Genomic DNA, 16,158 nt, shown 5'->3' with positions numbered 1-16,158 from the left:
GCGGACGCCGTCGTGCTCGGGCTGCCGCGCGGCGGGGTGCCGGTCGCGGCGGCGCTCGCGGCGCGCATCCCGGCCCCGCTCGATGTCATCGTGGTGCGCAAGCTCGGGGCGCCGGGAGATCCCGAATACGCCGTGGGTGCGATCGGCGAGGGCGGCGCCCGCGTCCTCGACGCCGACGCGATGCAGGCCTGGGGTGTCACGCCCGCCGATCTCGCCGCCGTCGAGGACCGGGAACGGCGTGAGCTCGCGCGTCGGGTCGGGCTGTTCCGGCGGGGGAGGCCGCATCCCGACCTGACCGGACGGGAGGCGGTGATCGTCGACGACGGGATCGCGACCGGATCCACGGCGATGGCGGCGTCCGCGTCGGCCCGCGCGTTCGGCGCGACGCGCGTCACGGTGGTCGCACCCGTCGCGTCGGCATCCGCGCTGCGACGGATCGGCACCGTCGCCGACCGCGCGCTGGCGCTCGAGACCCCCGAGCCGTTCGGCGCCGTCGGACGCTTCTACCGCGAGTTCCCGCAGACCACCGACGACGAGGTCGTCGAGATCCTGGGGCGGGCGTCGCCGTGAACGACGCGCGGTGCTCACCTGCGCCGGACCTCGCCTCCGGACGTTCAGCCCGACGGGGATCCCAGCCGGCGGAGCAGCTCGGCCGCCGCGGCGTCGACGCGCGCGCGGTCGCCGGTGGCGAGCAGGTCGAGCACGAGCCCCCGGAGCGCGGCGAGGACGAGCGTGCCGGTCGCATCCGCGCCGAAGCTCTGCAGCGGATCGGCGACGACGTGGCCGAGGAACTCCTCGAACCGGGCGGGATCGGCGAGGGCCTGCCCGTACACCTCGAAGAACAGCCGGAACTCCTGCGCGCGCGAGGGATGTGAGACGCGCGCCCAGACGCGTCGGGTGAGCTCGACCACCTCGCCCGGCGCCTCTGCGCTCGTCTCGACCAGGATCCGCTCGCGCAGCCGCGCCTGCACGGCCTGGACCATCCCCTCCTTGCTGCCGAACCGGTGCACGAGCGAGGTCGTCGAGACGCCGAGGGCGAGCGCGACGGGACGCCACGTCATCGCCCCCAGCCCGTGCGCGAGCGCATAGCCCACGACGGCGTCGAGGAGCTCGTCCCGGCGCGCTTCGTCGACAGGTCGGCCGGCCATGGTCTCTCCCCTTGAATTAATAGAACGAACGTGACAATAATAGCGGCGGAGGAGGCGCGATGCGGGTATTCGTGACGGGCGGTTCGGGATGGGTCGGCTCGGCTCTCGTGCCCGATCTCGTCGCGCACGGCCACGAGGTGACGGCCCTCGCACGCAGCGAGACGTCGGCGGTGCGCCTGCGTGCCGCCGGCGCGCTCCCGGTGCCGGGATCGCTCGACGACCTCGGCACCCTGGCCACCGCGGCGACGACGGCGGATGCCGTCGTCCACCTCGGCTTCAAGCACGACATCGCCTTCGGCGGCCAGTACGACCGCGCGGCGCGGGACGACAGGACGGCGATCGACGTGCTCGCCGACAGCCTGGCGGGCACTCGGAAGGCCCTCGTGGTCGCGTCGGGGATCCTCGGCGTGCTGGGGCTCGCGCCCGGTGTCGTGGCGAGAGAGGAAGACGGACGTGCGGCGCACGACCAGTCGGGGCCGATCAGCGGCGGCGGCGACCGAGCGGCCACCGCCCGCCACGTGCTGACCCTGGCGCAGCGCGGCATCCGCACCTCGGTCGTCCGGCTCCCGCCGGCCACGCACGGCGCGGGCGACAACGGCTTCACGGCGACGGCCGTCGCCGCGGCGCGCGCGGCCGGAGTCGCCGCCTACATCGGTGATGGCGGCAACCGGTGGCCCGCGGTGCATCGCGATGACGCGGCCGCCGTCTTCCGGCTCGCCGTGGAGCAGGGCGCCCCGGGCTCGGTGTTCCATGCGGTCGCCGAGGAGGGCGTCGCGATCCGGCTCGTCGCGCAGGCCATCGGAGCGGGGCTGGGCCTGCCCGTGGTGTCGGTCGACGCGGCCGACGCCCGCGCACATCTCGGCTTCCTCGCGGGCTTCTGGGGCCTCGACGGTCCGGCGTCCGCCGAGGCGACGCGCGCCGCGCTCGGCTGGACGCCCGCAGGACCGGGCTGGCTCGATGACCTCCGTGCCGGCTCCTACCGCGACCAGGCGACACGCTGATCGCTGCGGCCCTACCGTGGAGGTGTGACGGCGGACGGGACGACGCGAGGACCGGTCCGCATCGCGTGGGCCCACGTGGCCGCGGGGGCCGTACCTGACCCGGTCGAGATCGCACGGCTGGCGCCGGATCAGGCCGCACGAGCCGCCGGCATGCCGCCCGCGGACGCGACCCGGTTCGTGCGGGGGCGGATGCTGATGGCGCGCCTCGCCGGCGAGGTCGCGGGCAGGCCGCCGGCGGTGATCACGAGTCGCTGCGAGCGCTGCGGCGGGAACCACGGTCGACCCGCCGCGGTGGACGCTCCGGCGGTGGTCGGCGTCAGCTACGCCGACGGCCTGGTGGTCGCGGTCGCGGCTCCCTCGGCGGAGGTCACGGCCCTCGGCGTCGACGTCGAGGCGGGGGACGACCCGGACCGCCGGCTCGACGACCTGGCGGCGCTGTTCGCGCCCGCCCCGCCGCCCACCCTGCGGGAGTGGACGCTCATCGAGGCCGCGGTGAAGGCCGACGGGCGCGGGATGCGGATCCCGCCCGCCGGGGTGCGGCTGACCGGGGCGTCGCGGACCCGCGCGGTCGAGGTCCGATTGCCGGGACGAGCCCAGCCCATCCAGACCGTCGCCGTCCGGGGGCCGGCGGGGCACGTGGTCAGTCTGGCCGTCGTCGCACGTGCGCGATCGGGGTCGTGAGCGGTGCGGGCTCCTGCTCCTGCCGGGCGGGGAGCGCCGGGAGGGGCAGACGATGCAGCCACGCGTCGAAGAGGTCGCCGAGCGGCCGGACGGCGACCTGTGCCGCCAGCTCCACGAAGTCGGCCGTCGTCGCCGTCGCGCCGCCGTACCGTCCGGTCCAGGCGCGCAGGACGTCGAAGAACGTGTCGTCGCCGACCGTGAGCCGCAGCGCGTGCAGGGTGAGCGCCCCACGCTTGTAGACGCGGTCGTCGAACATCAGGTCGGGGCCCGGGTCCGCGAGCAGCAGGTCCTGCGGCTGCCCGCGCAGGCTCTGGTGATGGGCGAGCGCCTTCTGCTGCGCCGACGGTCCGCCCGATCGCTCCGACCACACCCACTCGGCGTAGCAGGCGAAGCCCTCGTTCAGCCAGATGTCGCACCACTGCGCCAGCCCCACGCTGTTGCCGAACCACTGATGGGCGAGCTCGTGGGCGACGAGCCGCTCGATCGATCCGGCACCGTCGATGTGATTCGCGCCGAAGGTCGCCGATCCCTGCGCCTCCAGCGGGATCTCCAACTCGTCGGCGGTGACGACGACGGTGTACTCGTCGAACGGATACGGGCCGAAGGCGTCCTGGAAGGCAGTGATCATGCCGGGCAGGTCGGCGAGGTCGTGGCGGGCACGGCGGGCGAGCGGGCGCGGATACAGCAGCCGCACCGGCACCGGACCGCCCTCGAGCCGTTCGGTCGCGTAGCGGCCGATGTGCAGCGCCACGAGGTATGAGGGCGTGGGCGCGTCGAGGGCGAAGGCCCACGTGGTCTTGCCGCCGCGGGTGGCGGCGGACACGAGGCTCCCGCCGTGCGCCGCGTAGCCGGAGTCCGTGGTCAGCGCGATGCGGTACGTCGCCTTGTCGCGGGGGACGTCGTTGCAGGGGAACCAGGTGGCCGCGCCGGTCGGCTGCGATGCGACGAGCACCCCGTCCGCGAGCTCCTCCCACCCGATGGCGCCCCACCGGGTGCGCCGCGGCAGCGGCGCGCCGCCATAGGTCACGGTGACGGCGAACTCGTCGCCGGCGGCCAGCGGTGCCCCGAGCCGCACGGTGAGCTTGCGGTTGCTCTGCCGGAACGCCGCCGTGCGGTCGCCGGCGACACGCACCCGGGAGGCGCGGAGGCCGACGAGGTCGAAGGCGAGGGAGCGGGTGGCCATGCGGGCGACGCCGCGGATCACGGCCGTCCCGTCCAGCCGGTTCGTCGCCGGCTTGTAGGTCAGGGTGAGGTCGTAGTGCCGGACGCCGATGTGCGGATCGCCGCTGTCGGGGGTGTACCGATCTCCGCTCATACGCCGGTCGACTGGTAGGAGCGGACCTTGACCGCCCGCCACGGCCCGATGGGGTTGCCGCTCCATCGGGACCCCACCGGGACGCTCTCGCCCCGCATCACGAGGGACGCGGGGCCGACGGTCGCGTCGGCGCCGATGGTCGCGGCGGGGAGGATGACGCTGTGCGGGCCGAGCGTGGCGCCCGGCTCCAGGCTCACGGTGTCGATGCTCATCACCCGATCATGGAACAGATGCGTCTGAACCACACATCCGCGGTTGACCGTGGCGCCGTCGCCGAGTGTGACCAGGTCGGGCTCGGGGAGCCAGTAGCTGTCCGTCCACACGCCGCGTCCGATCTTGGCGCCGAGGGTGCGGAGCCAGATCGCGAGCGCAGGCGTGCCCGCCGCGGAGTTCGCGAACCAGGGGGCGGCCAGCATCTCGGTGAACGTGTCGGACACCTCGGTGCGCCAGATGAAGCTCGACCACAGCGGATGCTCGCCGGGCCGGATCGCGCCGACGAACGACCACTTCGCGACCGTGGTGATCCCCGCCGCCACCGCGCCCGCGACCATCAGCACGAGACCGGATGCCGCGATCGCCGCGGCGACGCCCCACAGCTGGATGAGCGCGGCGAGGGTGAGCAGCACGCCGAGCCCCAGCCCGCAGGTGACGACGACCGGCACGAACCGGCACAGCTCCCACAGCGAGCGCGCGATCTTCAGCGCCGGCCGCGGCCGATAGGTGCGTTCCACATCCGCGTCGTTCACGATGCGTCGCAGTCGCACCGGCGGTGAGCCGAGCCACGACGAGCCCGGCTTCGCCTTCGGCGGGGCCACGGACAGCACGGCCACGAGGCCGTCGCGCGGCACCCGATGCCCGGCGCCGGCGATCCCGGAGTTGCCGAGGAACGCACGCTTGCCGATGCGCGCCCTGGCCAGCCGCATCCAGCCGCCCTCCAGCTCGTAGCCGGCCACCATCGTGTCGTCGGCGAGGAATGCGCCGTCGTCGATCGTGGTCAGACTCGGCAGCAGCAGCACGGTCGACGCCTCGACGCCCGTGCCGACCCGCGCGCCGAGCAGCCGCAGCCATACCGGCGTGAACAGGCTCGAATAGATCGGGAACAGCACGGTGCGCGCCGAGTCCAGCAGGCGCTCGGTCGTCCACGCCTGCCAGGCGACACGGCTGCGCACCGGATGCGAGCCCTCCGTCAGCCCGATCGACAGCAGCCGTACGAGCACGATCACCGCGAGAGCATAGACGAGGCCGGTCACCAGCACCGCCGGCACGAGCCAGGCGAACGCACGGGCCGCCGCATCGACGAGCGACACCGCGCCGGCGACCCCGCCGGCGAGCACCACGCCGCCGAGCGCGAACGCGGCGAACGGCAGCAGCCCGAGCAGCATCGACGAGGTCGCGTACGCCCAGAGCCACCGGCGGCCAGCGGGGGGACGTTCGCGGGATGCGGCATGCGATCCGCTGACGCGCACGGCCGGGGAGCCCGCCCAGCGCTGGTACGCGCGGACGCGTCCGAACACCGCCGAGCCCGGGGCGATCTCGGCTCCGCGCCCGATCTTGGTGCCCGGGGCGAGCGTGCTGCGGGCGCCCACCGTGGCGTCGGCGCCGATCCGGATCGCGCCGATGCGCACGGTGTCCCCGTCGATCCAGTAGCCCGACAGGTCGACCTCCGGCTCGATCGCCGCTCCCGCCGCGATCTCGAGCATGCCGGTCACCGGTGGCATCGTGTGCAGCTGGACGTCGGCGCCGATGCGGGCGCCGAGCGCCCGTGCATAGTACGTGACCCACGGTGCGCCGGCCAGACCGATCGGATCGATCTGCCCGCTGATCTGCTCGGCGAGCCAGAGGCGCAGATGCATGCCGCCGCCGCGCGGGTAGTCGCCGGGGGCGACGCCGGCCAGCAGCGCCCGCGCGAACAGCGCAGCGATCGCCATCCGCCCGAACGGTGTCGCGAACAGCACCAGCCCCGGCACCAGCAGCCACCAGGGCGACGCGGGGAGCACCTCGAATCCGGGGAACAGGCGCAGCACCGCGCAGGCGGCCAGCAGCCACATGATCCAGCGCACGCCGCTGAGCACGAACAGCGGGATGCCCGCGAGGCTCTGCAGCCATTGCATGATCGGGGGCGTCGGCCGCGGATGGCTGAAGTGCGCCGGGGTCTCGCTGTGCTCGGCCTCGACGGCATCCGCCATCTGCCGCAGCCGCGGCAGGTCGTAGACGTCGGCCATCGTGAACTCGGGCGCCCGAGCGCGGATCCGCGAGACGAGCTGCGCGGCGGCGAGCGAACCGCCGCCGAGCTGGAAGAAATCGGCGTCCTCGTCGGCGGGACGGATGCCCAGGACCTGGGTCCACTGCTCGGCGAGCCACGCCTCGGTGTCGCTCCATGCGGTCGACACCCCGTCGCCGACGTCGTCGAGCGGCCAGGGGAGGGCCGCCTTGTCGACCTTGCCCGAGGTGCGCACCGGCAGGTCGTCCATGAGGGCGAGCAGCGGGATGAGCGGTGCCGGCAGCGTCCTGCCGAGTTCTGCGACGGCCGCCCGGCGATCGAATCCCTCGGCGGGGACGACGTATCCGACCAGCAGCGGCACGCCGGCACCCGACCGCTGCACGACGACCGTGGCAGCCGAGACGGCGGACAGGTTCTGCAGCGCGGCCTCGACCTCGCCCAGCTCGATGCGCCGTCCGCCGATCTTGACCTGGTCGTCGGCGCGTCCCTGGAACAGCAGCCCCGCCGGGTCGGTGCGCACCAGGTCGCCGGAACGGTAGGCACGGTCCCATCCGAGGGCCGGCATCGGCGCGTATCTCTCCGCGTCCTTGGCCGGGTCGAGGTAGCGGGCCAGGCCGACGCCGCCGATGATGAGCTCGCCGGTCTCGCCGTCCGGGACGCGTCGCCCCTCGGCGTCCACGACCGCCAAGGCCCAGCCGTCCAGCGGCAGCCCGATGCGGATCGGTCCCTCGCCGCTCATGAGCGAGGCGCACGCCACCACCGTGGCCTCGGTCGGCCCGTACGTGTTCCACACCTCGCGCTCCTCGGCGACGAGACGGGCAGCGAGCTCGGGCGGACAGGCCTCGCCGCCGAAGATGAGCAGGCGGACGTTCTCGATCGCGTCCTGCGGCCAGAGGGCCGCGAGGGTCGGCACGGTGGACACGACGGTGATGCCGTGGCCGACGAGCCAGGGCCCGAGATCGGCGCCGGAGCGTACGAGGGCGCGGGGCGCCGGCACGAGGCAGGCGCCGTGTCGCCACGCCAGCCACATCTCCTCGCACGACGCGTCGAACGCCACCGACAGGCCGGCCAGCACACGGTCTCCCGGGCCCAGCGGCGTCGCCCGAAGGAACAGGCGCGCCTCCGCGTCCACGAACGCCGCGGCCGAGCGGTGCGTGACGGCCACGCCCTTCGGCGTGCCCGTGGAGCCCGACGTGAAGATGATCCACGCGTCGTCGGCCGGCTCGGGCGGACGGATCGCGCGCAGCGCCTGGGTGTTCGGATGCGGCTGCTCCCCGTCGAACAGCGCACGAGCCGTGCCGCCTGCCGGCGTGTACGCGCCGCCGGCACCGATCACGCCTGCGACTCCCGCCTCGCCGAACACGAGGTCCGCGCGCTCCTGCGGATCGTCCGCGTCCACCGGGACGTACGCGGCGCCCGCCGCCAGCGTGCCGAGGATCGCGACGTAGAGCGCGCGGTCGCCGGAGGGCATCCGGATGCCCACCCGGTCGCCCGGCCCGACGCCCTGCTCCTGCAGCCTCGCCGCGGTCTGCCACACGAGCGCCGACAGCTCGCCGTAGCTGAGTGCGCCGTCGGCGTCCTCGATCGCGGACGCCTCCCGGAACCGTGCCGTGGTGTCCTGGAGGATGTCGATCAGCGTCCGGGGGGAGGCGGCGTCCTCCCGACGATCGAGATATTCCTGCACGCTGGCGCCCTCCGTGTTCCCGCCGCGCCGTGATGCGGGGGCGCATCCCGGTCAGGGCGGCGACAGGGTACAGGGCGGAGGAGAACGGTTGGCCAACACGCATCCGCGAGCGGGGTGCGGGCCGCCCCGCCCGCGGCGGAGCGGCCCGGGCCGGCGGCCTACTCGCCGGCGCTCCGGCCCGTCTCGAGCTCGAGCAGGAAGCGTTTGACCTCGGGGTGCCCGCCGTACTCGCCGATCGACCCGTCGGCGCGCACGACCCGGTGCACCGGGACGACGATCGATATCGTGGTGAGACCGCACGCCGTGCCCGCGGCGCGGTGGGCGCCCGGGCTCCCGGCGAGGGCGGCGACCTCGCCGTACGAGGCCGTCTCCGCGTAGGGGATCGTCGTCACGGCCTGCAGCGCGGCCCGGGTGAACCCGGTCAGCGGACTCCAGTCGATCGGCGCGTCGAACGCGGTGCGGCCCCCGTCGAAGTACTCGTCGAGCTGCGCGGCGGTCGGCGCCGCTGCCGCGTCGTCGGGCTCGGGCACAGCGCCCAGGCGTCTGCTCCACCGCTCCAGTGCGGGGCCGAGCGGATCGTGCAGCACCTCCAGGCCGATCAGGCCGACGACCGACTGCACGAGCAGCAGCTCGCCGACCGGCGAGGGATGCACCTGGAACCGAGTGGGGGTCATGGCCTCCATTCTTCCGTCCGTCGCGGCCGGCGTCCGCCGCCGGCCGCGAACGGTGGAGGACGGAGGCCCGCAGACCCCCTGGGGAGGAAAGGCCGATCACAGCGCGTGTCGCCGATCCGGCGAAACTCGGCGCACCTCCCGGGGTTTGCGCCGCCCCCCACTTAGGGTGACTGCTGTGTGGCGAGGAGAAGGGGCGGCGGTGGCCGGAGCGGACGTGCGACCCGGCGATCTGAACGTCGCCGAGCCCGAGGTCGAGGTGGCGCATGTCGCCGACGCCGAGCGCACCCGGATCCGGGCCCAGGCGACGCTCCTGGGCGGTCGATCCACGCTCCTCGCCTACGAGGACACGCCCGAGCACGGCATCGACATCAACAAGGCGCACCCGGGCAGCCTGCCCCAGTTCCTCACCGGACGTTCCACGCTGCTGTCGAACCTGTACCGCGACGAGGTCGCGCTGCGCACCGCGCGCACCGCGGCCGAGCGCATCGCCGCGAAGAACGTCGAGCTGCGCACGGCGCGCGGGCTGGAGTCGGTGAACCTGGCCGTCGGCATGGCGGGCTGGAAGATCGGCGGTGTCGCGTACACGGCGCCGGTCCTGCTGCGACCGCTCGGCATCCGCCGTCACCACACCGACTTCGAGCTGACGCTGCACGGCGGGTTCCGGGTCAACCCCGAGCTCATCCGGGCGCTCGGCACCCACTTCGGCATCAGCCTCGACAGCGCCGCCCTGGCCTCGCTCGCCTACGACGGCAAGGTGTTCAAGCCACAGCCGGTCATCGACCATCTGCGGGCCCTCACCACGCACATCCCCACCTTCACGGTGACCCCGCGGCTGGTCGTCTCCACCTTCGTCGACGTGGGATCGGGCATGGCCCGCGACCTGGCCGACCTCGATCACCCCTTCCTGAACGCGCTGGCCGGGCATCCCGCCGACCGGGAGCGCGTCGCGGTGCGCCCGGCGCTGCCGGTGGTCACGAGCCCCGACGACCGCACTCCCGCCGCCGACCTGCTCCTGCTGGACGCCGACGAGGAGCAGGAGGCCGTCCTGGCCCGCATCGCCGCCGGCCACTCGCTCGCCGTGCACACGCTGCCCGGCACCGGCGGCACGCAGACCGTCATCAACGCGGTCGGCGCGCTCGTCGCCGACGGCAAGCGGGTGCTCGTGGTCAGCGCGCGGCGCTCGACCCTCGACGGCATCCGTCATCGCCTGACCGGCATCGGCCTGGACGCGCTGGCGGTGTCGCCGCGGAACCTGCGTCGCGACCTCATCCGCGCCATCGGTCGAAACGAGAAGGCCGCCGCGCCCGCCGTCGCCGACATCGACGACGCGCTGGTGCGCCTGCGCACCGTGCTGCGCGACTATCGCGGCGCGCTGACGGTGCCGCATCCGGCACTCGGCACGACCGCGCTGGACGTCGTCCGTCGGCTGACCGAGCTGGCGTCGCACGCCCCGGCACCTGTCACGTCGGCGCGTTTCGACGTCGCGACGCTCGAACGGCTGCGCGACCGCCGGCCGGAGGCGGCGAAGCGGCTGGTCGACGCAGCCCGTCTCGGCGAGTTCCGCTTCGGCCCGGACGACTCGCCCTGGTACGGCGTCGCCTTCGAGACGACGGACGCCGCGCGCTCCGCGCACGCGCTCGCCGGCGCCCTGAGCGCGAAGGACGTGCCGAGCCTGCTCGAGCGCGGCTACGAGCTGATCGCACGGACGCGGATGCGTCCGTTCCGCACGATCGACGAGCTCGGCGAGTACCTGCGGCTGCTGCAGGGCATCCGCGAGACCCTCGACCGGTTCAGCCCCTCGGTCTTCGAGCGGCCCCTGGTCGAGCTCATCCAGGCTCACGCGCCCAAGCGCGACGGGGCCGGCATGTCCTCGGCCAACCGTCGACGGCTCAAGCAGCTGTCACGCGAATACGTCCGTCCGGGCGTGCACGTCGCCGACATGTACGAGTCGCTCGTGCGCATCCACCAGCAGCGGTCCGACTGGCAGCAGCTGGTCGAGGCCGGCGTCATCCCCGAGGTGCCCGTGGGCCTCGCGGACGTGCACGTCGCCTGGCAGCGGGTGCACGCCCGTCTCGGCGAGCTCGACGCGGTGCTCGGGCGGGCCAGCGGCGCCCGGCTGGCCGCGATGCCCATCCCGCACCTCGTGCGCACGCTCGCCGCGCTCGCGGCGGAGTCCACGTTCTTCGACAACCTCGTCGAACGCACCGCCCTGCGCACCGAGCTCGCGCAGCTGGGCCTCGAACCGCTGCTGACCGAGCTGTCGGTGCGCCACGCGCCCGAGTCGCAGGTGGCCGCCGAGCTCGAGTTCGCGTGGTGGCAGTCGGCCCTGGAGCACCTGCTGCGAACGGATCGTGCGCTGCTGGGCGCGAACACCGCGGTGCTGGACCGGCTGGAGCGCGATTTCCGTCTCGTCGACGAGGCGCACGCCGCGGCATCCGGTCCGATGCTGGCCCATCAGCTCGCGACGCGGTGGCGCATCGCGATCGTCGACCACGCCGCCGAGTCCGACGCCCTCAAGCAGGCGCTGCGCGCCGGGACCGACAGCCCGGCGCAGCTCGTGCGCGCCGCCCCGCGGCTGATGGGCGTGCTCGCGCCGGTGTGGCTCGCGTCGCCGTACGAGGTGCCCGACATCCCCGACCAGCCGCCGTTCGACGTCGTGATCGTCGCGGACGCCGCCGCCCTCGACGTGGCGGAGGTCGCCCCCGCGCTGCGCCGCGCCCGCCAGGTGGTGCTGTTCGGCGACCCGGTCACACAGCGGCCGACGCCGTTCGCCGTGGGCGCCGGCGACGCGCCCGTCGCGGATGAGTTCGAGGAGCCGTTCGACAGCACGAGCGTCTTCGAGCGCGCGCGCGACCTGCTCGACGTCGCGACCCTCACCCGCAGCTACCGCGCCGGCGGCGAGGACCTCGCCGAGCTCGTCAACGACGCGTTCTACGGCGGCGAGCTCGTCTCGCTGCCCTGGGCCGGCTCCTACCTCGGCCGGGGGAGCCTCAGCGTCGACTACGTCGAGGGCGGCCACGGCACGCCCGACCCGGTCACCGGCGCCGTCGAGAGCCCCGACACCGAGCTGGCCCGTGTCGTCACCCTCGTCACGGAGCATGCGACGGGGCGCAGCGGCGAGTCGCTCATGGTCGTGACCGCGAGCGCCCGTCACGCCGAGCGCATCCGGGCTGCCGTCAACGCCGCGTTCGCCGGCCGGTCGGACGTCGCCGATTTCGTCTCGCGCCACACCGCCGAGCCGTTCGCCGTGCTGACCCTCGAGGAGTCGGTGGCCGAGAGCCGCGACCGGGTGATCTTCTCGCTCGGCTTCGGCCTGACCAAGCACGGCCGCGTCCTCAGCGACTTCGGCGACCTGTCGACCGTGGACGGCGAGCGGCTGCTGACGGTCGGCATGACCCGCGCGCGTCGCTCGATGGTGATCGTCTCCTCGATCCGCCCGACGGCGTTCGAGGACGGCCGGCTCGAGCACGGCGCCGCGACCCTGATGGGCATCCTCGGCGGCGTCGCGGCGCGGGAGCGCGAGTCCCGTCTCGAGGACCTCGCCGACCCGCTCACGCGTGCCCTCGCCCGCGAGCTGCGTCGTGCCGGTGTGAGCGTCGACGTCGACTACCGGGGCCTGCTGCCGCTGGTGGCGCGCCATGAGGGCAAGGCCGTGGTCGTCGAGAGCGACCCGGAGACCCGGCACGAGTCGCTGCGCGAGTCGTTGCGCCTGCGACCGCAGATCCTGCGACGCCTCGGCTGGCACTACCTGCGCGTCCACGCCTTCGACCTGTACAGCGATCCGGCGGCGGTGGCGGCGCGGGTGGCGGCGATGCTGGGTGTCGAGGGCGCCGCCGGAGCCGGCCTGGTCGCGACCCAGCCGCTCGATGTCGGCTGACCGGCAGCACGTCGAGCGCGTCCCGGGCGCCCGGCGCGCGAAGCTGACCCCCGCCCCCGGGACGACGGGGGAGCCGCATCCCGACGCCGAGGACGATGACGCACCGTCCGCCGAGGCGGAGGGTCCGAACGATGAGCGGATGCGGCGCGACGTGCCGCCGCACTACTGACGCTCAGGGCTTCGTCTGAGTCTTCTCCAGCAGGTCGCGGATCTGGATGAGCAGCTCCTGCTCCGTGGGCAGCTCGGGCTCCGGCTCCGCCACGCCGGCCTTACGCGCCTGCCGCTCCTTCCAGATGTTCATCGGGTACACCAGCACGAAGTAGACGACCAGCGCCACCGCGAGGAAGCTGATGATCGCGCTGACGAGGTCGCCGATGGGGAAGGTGACGCTGCCGCCGTAGAGATCGGGCACCGTGATGCCGGAGATGCCGCTCTCGTCCGCCTTCCAGAAGATCGCGATCAGCGGCGTGATGATGCTCGAGACGGCGGCGTTGATGATCGCCGTGAATGCCGCGCCGACCACGACCGCGACCGCCAGGTCGATGACGTTGCCGCGCGTGATGAACTCTTTGAAACCCTTGATCATGTCTTGCTCCTTCGCTCCTACCCGGCGGAGGTTCAGGACGCCGCGGGCGTCGCCGAACTCGTGGACTCCGACTTCGATGATGTCGGAGTCGGAGTGGTCGCGCCACTGCTCGTCGACTCGGTGGACGCCGCGGTCGTTCCGCTGCGCGAGTCGGTGCGGTAGAAGCCGGAGCCGTTGAAGGTCACCCCGATGGATCCATACTGCTTGCGCAGCTCGCCGCCGCAGACCGGGCAGACGGTCAGCGCGTCGTCGGAGAACGACTGGACGGCGTCGAAGGCGTGCCCGCACTGGCGGCAGGCGTAGGCGTAGGTGGGCATGGGTCTCCGGTGGTCAGCGTGCTGCGGCCTGCAGCACGATCGTCTGGGTGGGGGTCACGACGCCGGTGACCGGACGGTCGTGGGGCTCGGTGGGCACGTCCGCGAGCACCTCGTCGTCGTAGACGACGGCGTAGACGGGCGGGGACGCCGGAAGAGCGGCCAGGGCGCGGTCGAAGTAGCCGCGGCCCCAGCCCAGCCGCATCCCGGTCCGGTCGACGGCGGCCGCGGGGATCACCATGAGGTCGAGTCCGGCGAGCTCCGCGTCGGCGACCGGGATGCCGACCGGCTCCGGCAGTCCGAACAGGCCGGTCGTGACCTCGTCGCCGGCCGCGATCCAGTCGAGCGTGCCGTCGGGGCGGCTGCTCGGCAGCAGCACCCGGATGCCGCGGGCGACGGCGCCGGCGACGAATGCGCGCGTGCCGGGCTCGGTGCCGCTGGACAGGTAGCAGGAGATCACGCGGGCGCCGGCCTGGGCGACGACCTCGTCCAGCTGCGCGCGGATGCCGGCGGCGGCCGCCTCTCGCGCGCTGGCCGGCAGGCCCGTCCGTCGTGCCCGGATCTCCGCGCGCAACGCGCGTTTGGCGGGGACGACGGGGGCTGGCACATGGATGATTGTAGTTTCCGCGTGCAGATAGGATCGGCGCATGCCGCACAAGCCGTTCAAGGCCGTCATCCCTGCCGCGGGTCTGGGCACCCGCTTCCTGCCTGCGACCAAGGCGATGCCGAAGGAGATGCTGCCGGTCGTCGACAAGCCCGCCATCCAGTACGTGGTGGAGGAGGCGGTGGGTGCCGGCATCGAGGACGTGCTGATCATCCTCGGCCGCAACAAGAACAACATCGCGAACCACTTCGACGCCATGCCCGAGCTCGAGCAGAAGCTGCGCGAGAAGGGCGATGCGGACAAGCTGTCCAAGGTCGAGCACTCCTCGGACCTCGCGGACATCCACATGGTGCGTCAGGGCGAGCCGAAGGGGCTCGGTCACGCCGTGCTGCGGGCCGAAGGCCACGTCGGAGACCACCCGTTCGCGGTGCTGCTGGGCGACGACCTGATCGACGAGCGTGATCCGCTCCTGCCGAAGATGCTGGCCGAGTACGACAAGCGCGGCGCCGCGGTGATCGCGCTGATGGAGGTCGAGCCCGACCACATCCACCTGTACGGCGTGGCCGCCGTCGAGGCCACCGATGACGACGGCGTCGTGAAGGTCACCGGCCTGGTCGAGAAGCCGGCCCGCGAGGACGCGCCGTCGAACCTCGCGGTGATCGGGCGCTATGTGCTCGGCCCGGACGTGTTCGAGGTGCTCGAGCGCACCGAGCCCGGCAAGGGCGGCGAGATCCAGCTGACGGACGCGCTGCAGGAGCTGGCGGCCGAGCCCGACAAGGGTGTGTACGGGGTCGTGTTCCGCGGCCGCCGCTACGACACCGGCGACAAGCTCGACTACATCAAGGCGATCGTGCAGCTCGCCGCCGACCGCGACGACCTCGGTCCCGACCTGCGCCCCTGGATCAAGGACTTCGCGGCGGGGCTCTGACGCGCAGGTGATCGAAGTCGGCGTCGCAGCGGAGCACGGCCCGGTCGGCATCCGGCTGGTCCGTGCGAAGGACGCGCGGGTGCTGCAGGACCACCTCATGGCCAACCGGTCCTGGTTGCGGCGCTGGGAGGCCACGAGTCCCGATGGGCCGGTCTCGCTCGACATGCGACTCGGCATCCGTCGCCTGCTGCAGCAGTACCGCGATGGCAGCGGCGTGCCCTTCGTGATGGAGTACGACGGGCGGGTCGCCGGACAGCTGAACGTGTGGGGCATCGCGCGCGGGTCGCTCGCCTCGGCGACGATCGGGTACTGGGTCGCGAAGGAGTTCGCCGGGCGCGACATCACGCCCACCTCGGTCGCCATGGCCACGGACATCTGCTTCACCCAGCTCCGCCTGCACCGGATGGAGATCTGCATCCGCCCCGAGAACCACGCGAGCCTGCGCGTCGTGCAGAAGCTCGGCTTCCGCTACGAGGGGCTGCGGCGGCGCTACATCCACATCGACGGCGACTGGCGGGATCACTACGCGTTCGCGCTCGTGCGGGAGGAGGTGCCGCAGGGCGTGCTCGCCCGGTGGGTCGCGGGCCAGGCGCCGCGGCACGCCGCCGACATCCCCGAGGGCGATCGGCTGCCGGACTAAGCCCCGACTTTCGTCTCGCGAGACGCGCGGACCGGCGACACGCGCGCGGATGTCGCGGGCGGGAGGGAGCCGTCCTCTACCGTGGTGCCCATGGGCGGGCAGATCTGGGGCGGCGGCGTGATCGTCCTCGTCGCGGTCGCCCTGTGGCTGCTGTATCTGCTGCCGTCGTGGCACAGCCGCCATCAGTACAACGCGGCCGAGCGCAACGCGGTGCGGCTGAACCAGGCGCTGCGCGTGCTCGCCGAGACCAGCGAGACGCCCGCGGAGGTGCAGCTCGAGCTCAACGCCCGCACCGCCATGGCGCAGCAGAGGCTCGCGCGTCGAGCGCTGGAGGAGAAGCAGCAGGCCGAGCTCGCGCAGGCACGGGTGGAGCTCGCGCAGGCGCGGGCCGCACGCGAGGCCGCGCGTGCGCAGGCGGCCGCCGAGCGTGAGCGGGCGCTGCGGGATGCCGCGGCGGCCCGGGCGCTGCCGGCGGTTCGCCGGGC

The 16,158-nt window shown here is 73.5% G+C and carries 14 protein-coding genes and 1 pseudogene; 8 read left to right on the top strand and 7 right to left on the bottom strand.

The window, feature by feature from the left end; translation table 11 throughout:
• The coding region (locus QM626_RS01275; protein ID WP_415073128.1) for a phosphoribosyltransferase at positions 1 to 570 on the top strand (570 nt) is incomplete at its 5' end.
• A gap of 44 nt (positions 571 to 614) precedes the next feature.
• Here the strand turns inward: QM626_RS01275 and QM626_RS01270 are convergent.
• Entirely contained in the window at positions 615 to 1,148 is a 534-nt protein-coding gene (locus tag QM626_RS01270) for a TetR family transcriptional regulator (RefSeq protein ID WP_415073126.1), read from the bottom strand.
• Between the two features lie 59 nt (positions 1,149 to 1,207).
• Here QM626_RS01270 and QM626_RS01265 point away from each other — a divergent pair, with 59 nt between their 5' ends.
• Positions 1,208 to 2,149 carry an NAD-dependent epimerase/dehydratase family protein gene (locus tag QM626_RS01265; protein ID WP_415073124.1) on the top strand — a complete coding sequence of 314 codons (942 nt, stop codon included), beginning with the start codon at positions 1,208 to 1,210 and terminating at the stop codon, positions 2,147 to 2,149.
• A 24-nt stretch (positions 2,150 to 2,173) separates the two neighbouring features.
• Entirely contained in the window at positions 2,174 to 2,830 is a 657-nt protein-coding gene (locus tag QM626_RS01260; protein ID WP_415073122.1) for a 4'-phosphopantetheinyl transferase family protein, read from the top strand.
• On the opposite strand, the gene QM626_RS01255 is transcribed toward QM626_RS01260, so the two are convergent.
• From QM626_RS01255 to QM626_RS01245, 3 genes are all read right to left on the bottom strand, one after another.
• Entirely contained in the window at positions 2,790 to 4,145 is a 1,356-nt protein-coding gene (locus QM626_RS01255; protein ID WP_415073086.1) for a M1 family metallopeptidase, read from the bottom strand. The two genes, QM626_RS01260 and QM626_RS01255, sit on opposite strands and share 41 nt — an antisense overlap.
• Positions 4,142 to 8,050 carry a Pls/PosA family non-ribosomal peptide synthetase gene (locus tag QM626_RS01250; protein WP_415073084.1) on the bottom strand — a complete coding sequence of 1,303 codons (3,909 nt, stop codon included), beginning with the start codon at positions 8,048 to 8,050 and terminating at the stop codon, positions 4,142 to 4,144. The genes QM626_RS01255 and QM626_RS01250 overlap by 4 nt, the downstream gene beginning before the upstream one ends.
• 158 nt (positions 8,051 to 8,208) lie before the next feature.
• On the bottom strand, positions 8,209 to 8,724 hold the full coding sequence (locus QM626_RS01245) for a methylated-DNA--[protein]-cysteine S-methyltransferase (RefSeq protein WP_415073082.1): 516 nt from the start codon (positions 8,722 to 8,724) through the stop codon (positions 8,209 to 8,211).
• Between the two features lie 199 nt (positions 8,725 to 8,923).
• Between QM626_RS01245 and QM626_RS01240 the strand changes: the two genes are divergently transcribed.
• Positions 8,924 to 12,601 (top strand): AAA family ATPase, encoded by a 3,678-nt coding sequence (locus tag QM626_RS01240; RefSeq protein WP_415073080.1) that lies wholly within the window; start codon positions 8,924 to 8,926, stop codon positions 12,599 to 12,601.
• Positions 12,591 to 12,770 carry a hypothetical protein gene (locus QM626_RS01235; RefSeq protein WP_415073078.1) on the top strand — a complete coding sequence of 60 codons (180 nt, stop codon included), beginning with the start codon at positions 12,591 to 12,593 and terminating at the stop codon, positions 12,768 to 12,770. Before QM626_RS01240 ends, QM626_RS01235 begins: the two co-directional genes overlap by 11 nt.
• A 3-nt stretch (positions 12,771 to 12,773) precedes the next feature.
• On the opposite strand, the gene mscL is transcribed toward QM626_RS01235, so the two are convergent.
• Genes mscL through QM626_RS01220 form a run of 3 tightly spaced genes read right to left on the bottom strand, consistent with a single transcriptional unit; the run spans position 12,774 to position 14,108 of the window.
• Positions 12,774 to 13,187, bottom strand: coding sequence for a large conductance mechanosensitive channel protein MscL (gene mscL, locus QM626_RS01230; RefSeq protein ID WP_415073076.1), 414 nt, complete (start codon positions 13,185 to 13,187; stop codon positions 12,774 to 12,776).
• 32 nt (positions 13,188 to 13,219) lie between these two features.
• A complete protein-coding gene (locus tag QM626_RS01225) occupies positions 13,220 to 13,504 on the bottom strand; it encodes an FmdB family zinc ribbon protein (RefSeq protein ID WP_415073074.1) in 285 nt (94 codons plus the stop codon).
• 13 nt (positions 13,505 to 13,517) lie between these two features.
• Positions 13,518 to 14,108 (bottom strand): 5-formyltetrahydrofolate cyclo-ligase, encoded by a 591-nt coding sequence (locus QM626_RS01220; RefSeq protein WP_415073072.1) that lies wholly within the window; start codon positions 14,106 to 14,108, stop codon positions 13,518 to 13,520.
• Positions 14,109 to 14,148: 40 nt separating this feature from the next.
• Here QM626_RS01220 and galU point away from each other — a divergent pair, with 40 nt between their 5' ends.
• From galU to QM626_RS01205, 3 genes and pseudogenes are all read left to right on the top strand, one after another.
• Positions 14,149 to 15,033: a UTP--glucose-1-phosphate uridylyltransferase GalU gene (galU, locus tag QM626_RS01215; RefSeq protein ID WP_415073070.1), complete on the top strand. Its 885-nt coding sequence runs from the start codon at positions 14,149 to 14,151 to the stop codon at positions 15,031 to 15,033.
• A gap of 10 nt (positions 15,034 to 15,043) precedes the next feature.
• Positions 15,044 to 15,673, top strand: coding sequence for a GNAT family N-acetyltransferase (locus QM626_RS01210; protein ID WP_415073130.1), 630 nt, complete (start codon positions 15,044 to 15,046; stop codon positions 15,671 to 15,673).
• A 90-nt stretch (positions 15,674 to 15,763) separates the two neighbouring features.
• Positions 15,764 to 16,158, top strand: a pseudogene (locus QM626_RS01205) (large exoprotein); the annotation flags it as partial.

Origin of the sequence: Microbacterium sp. (assembly GCF_047606385.1) — a bacterium.
In the GTDB taxonomy this organism is placed as follows: domain Bacteria; phylum Actinomycetota; class Actinomycetes; order Actinomycetales; family Microbacteriaceae; genus Microbacterium.
This window is presented reverse-complemented; position numbering and strand designations above follow the sequence as displayed.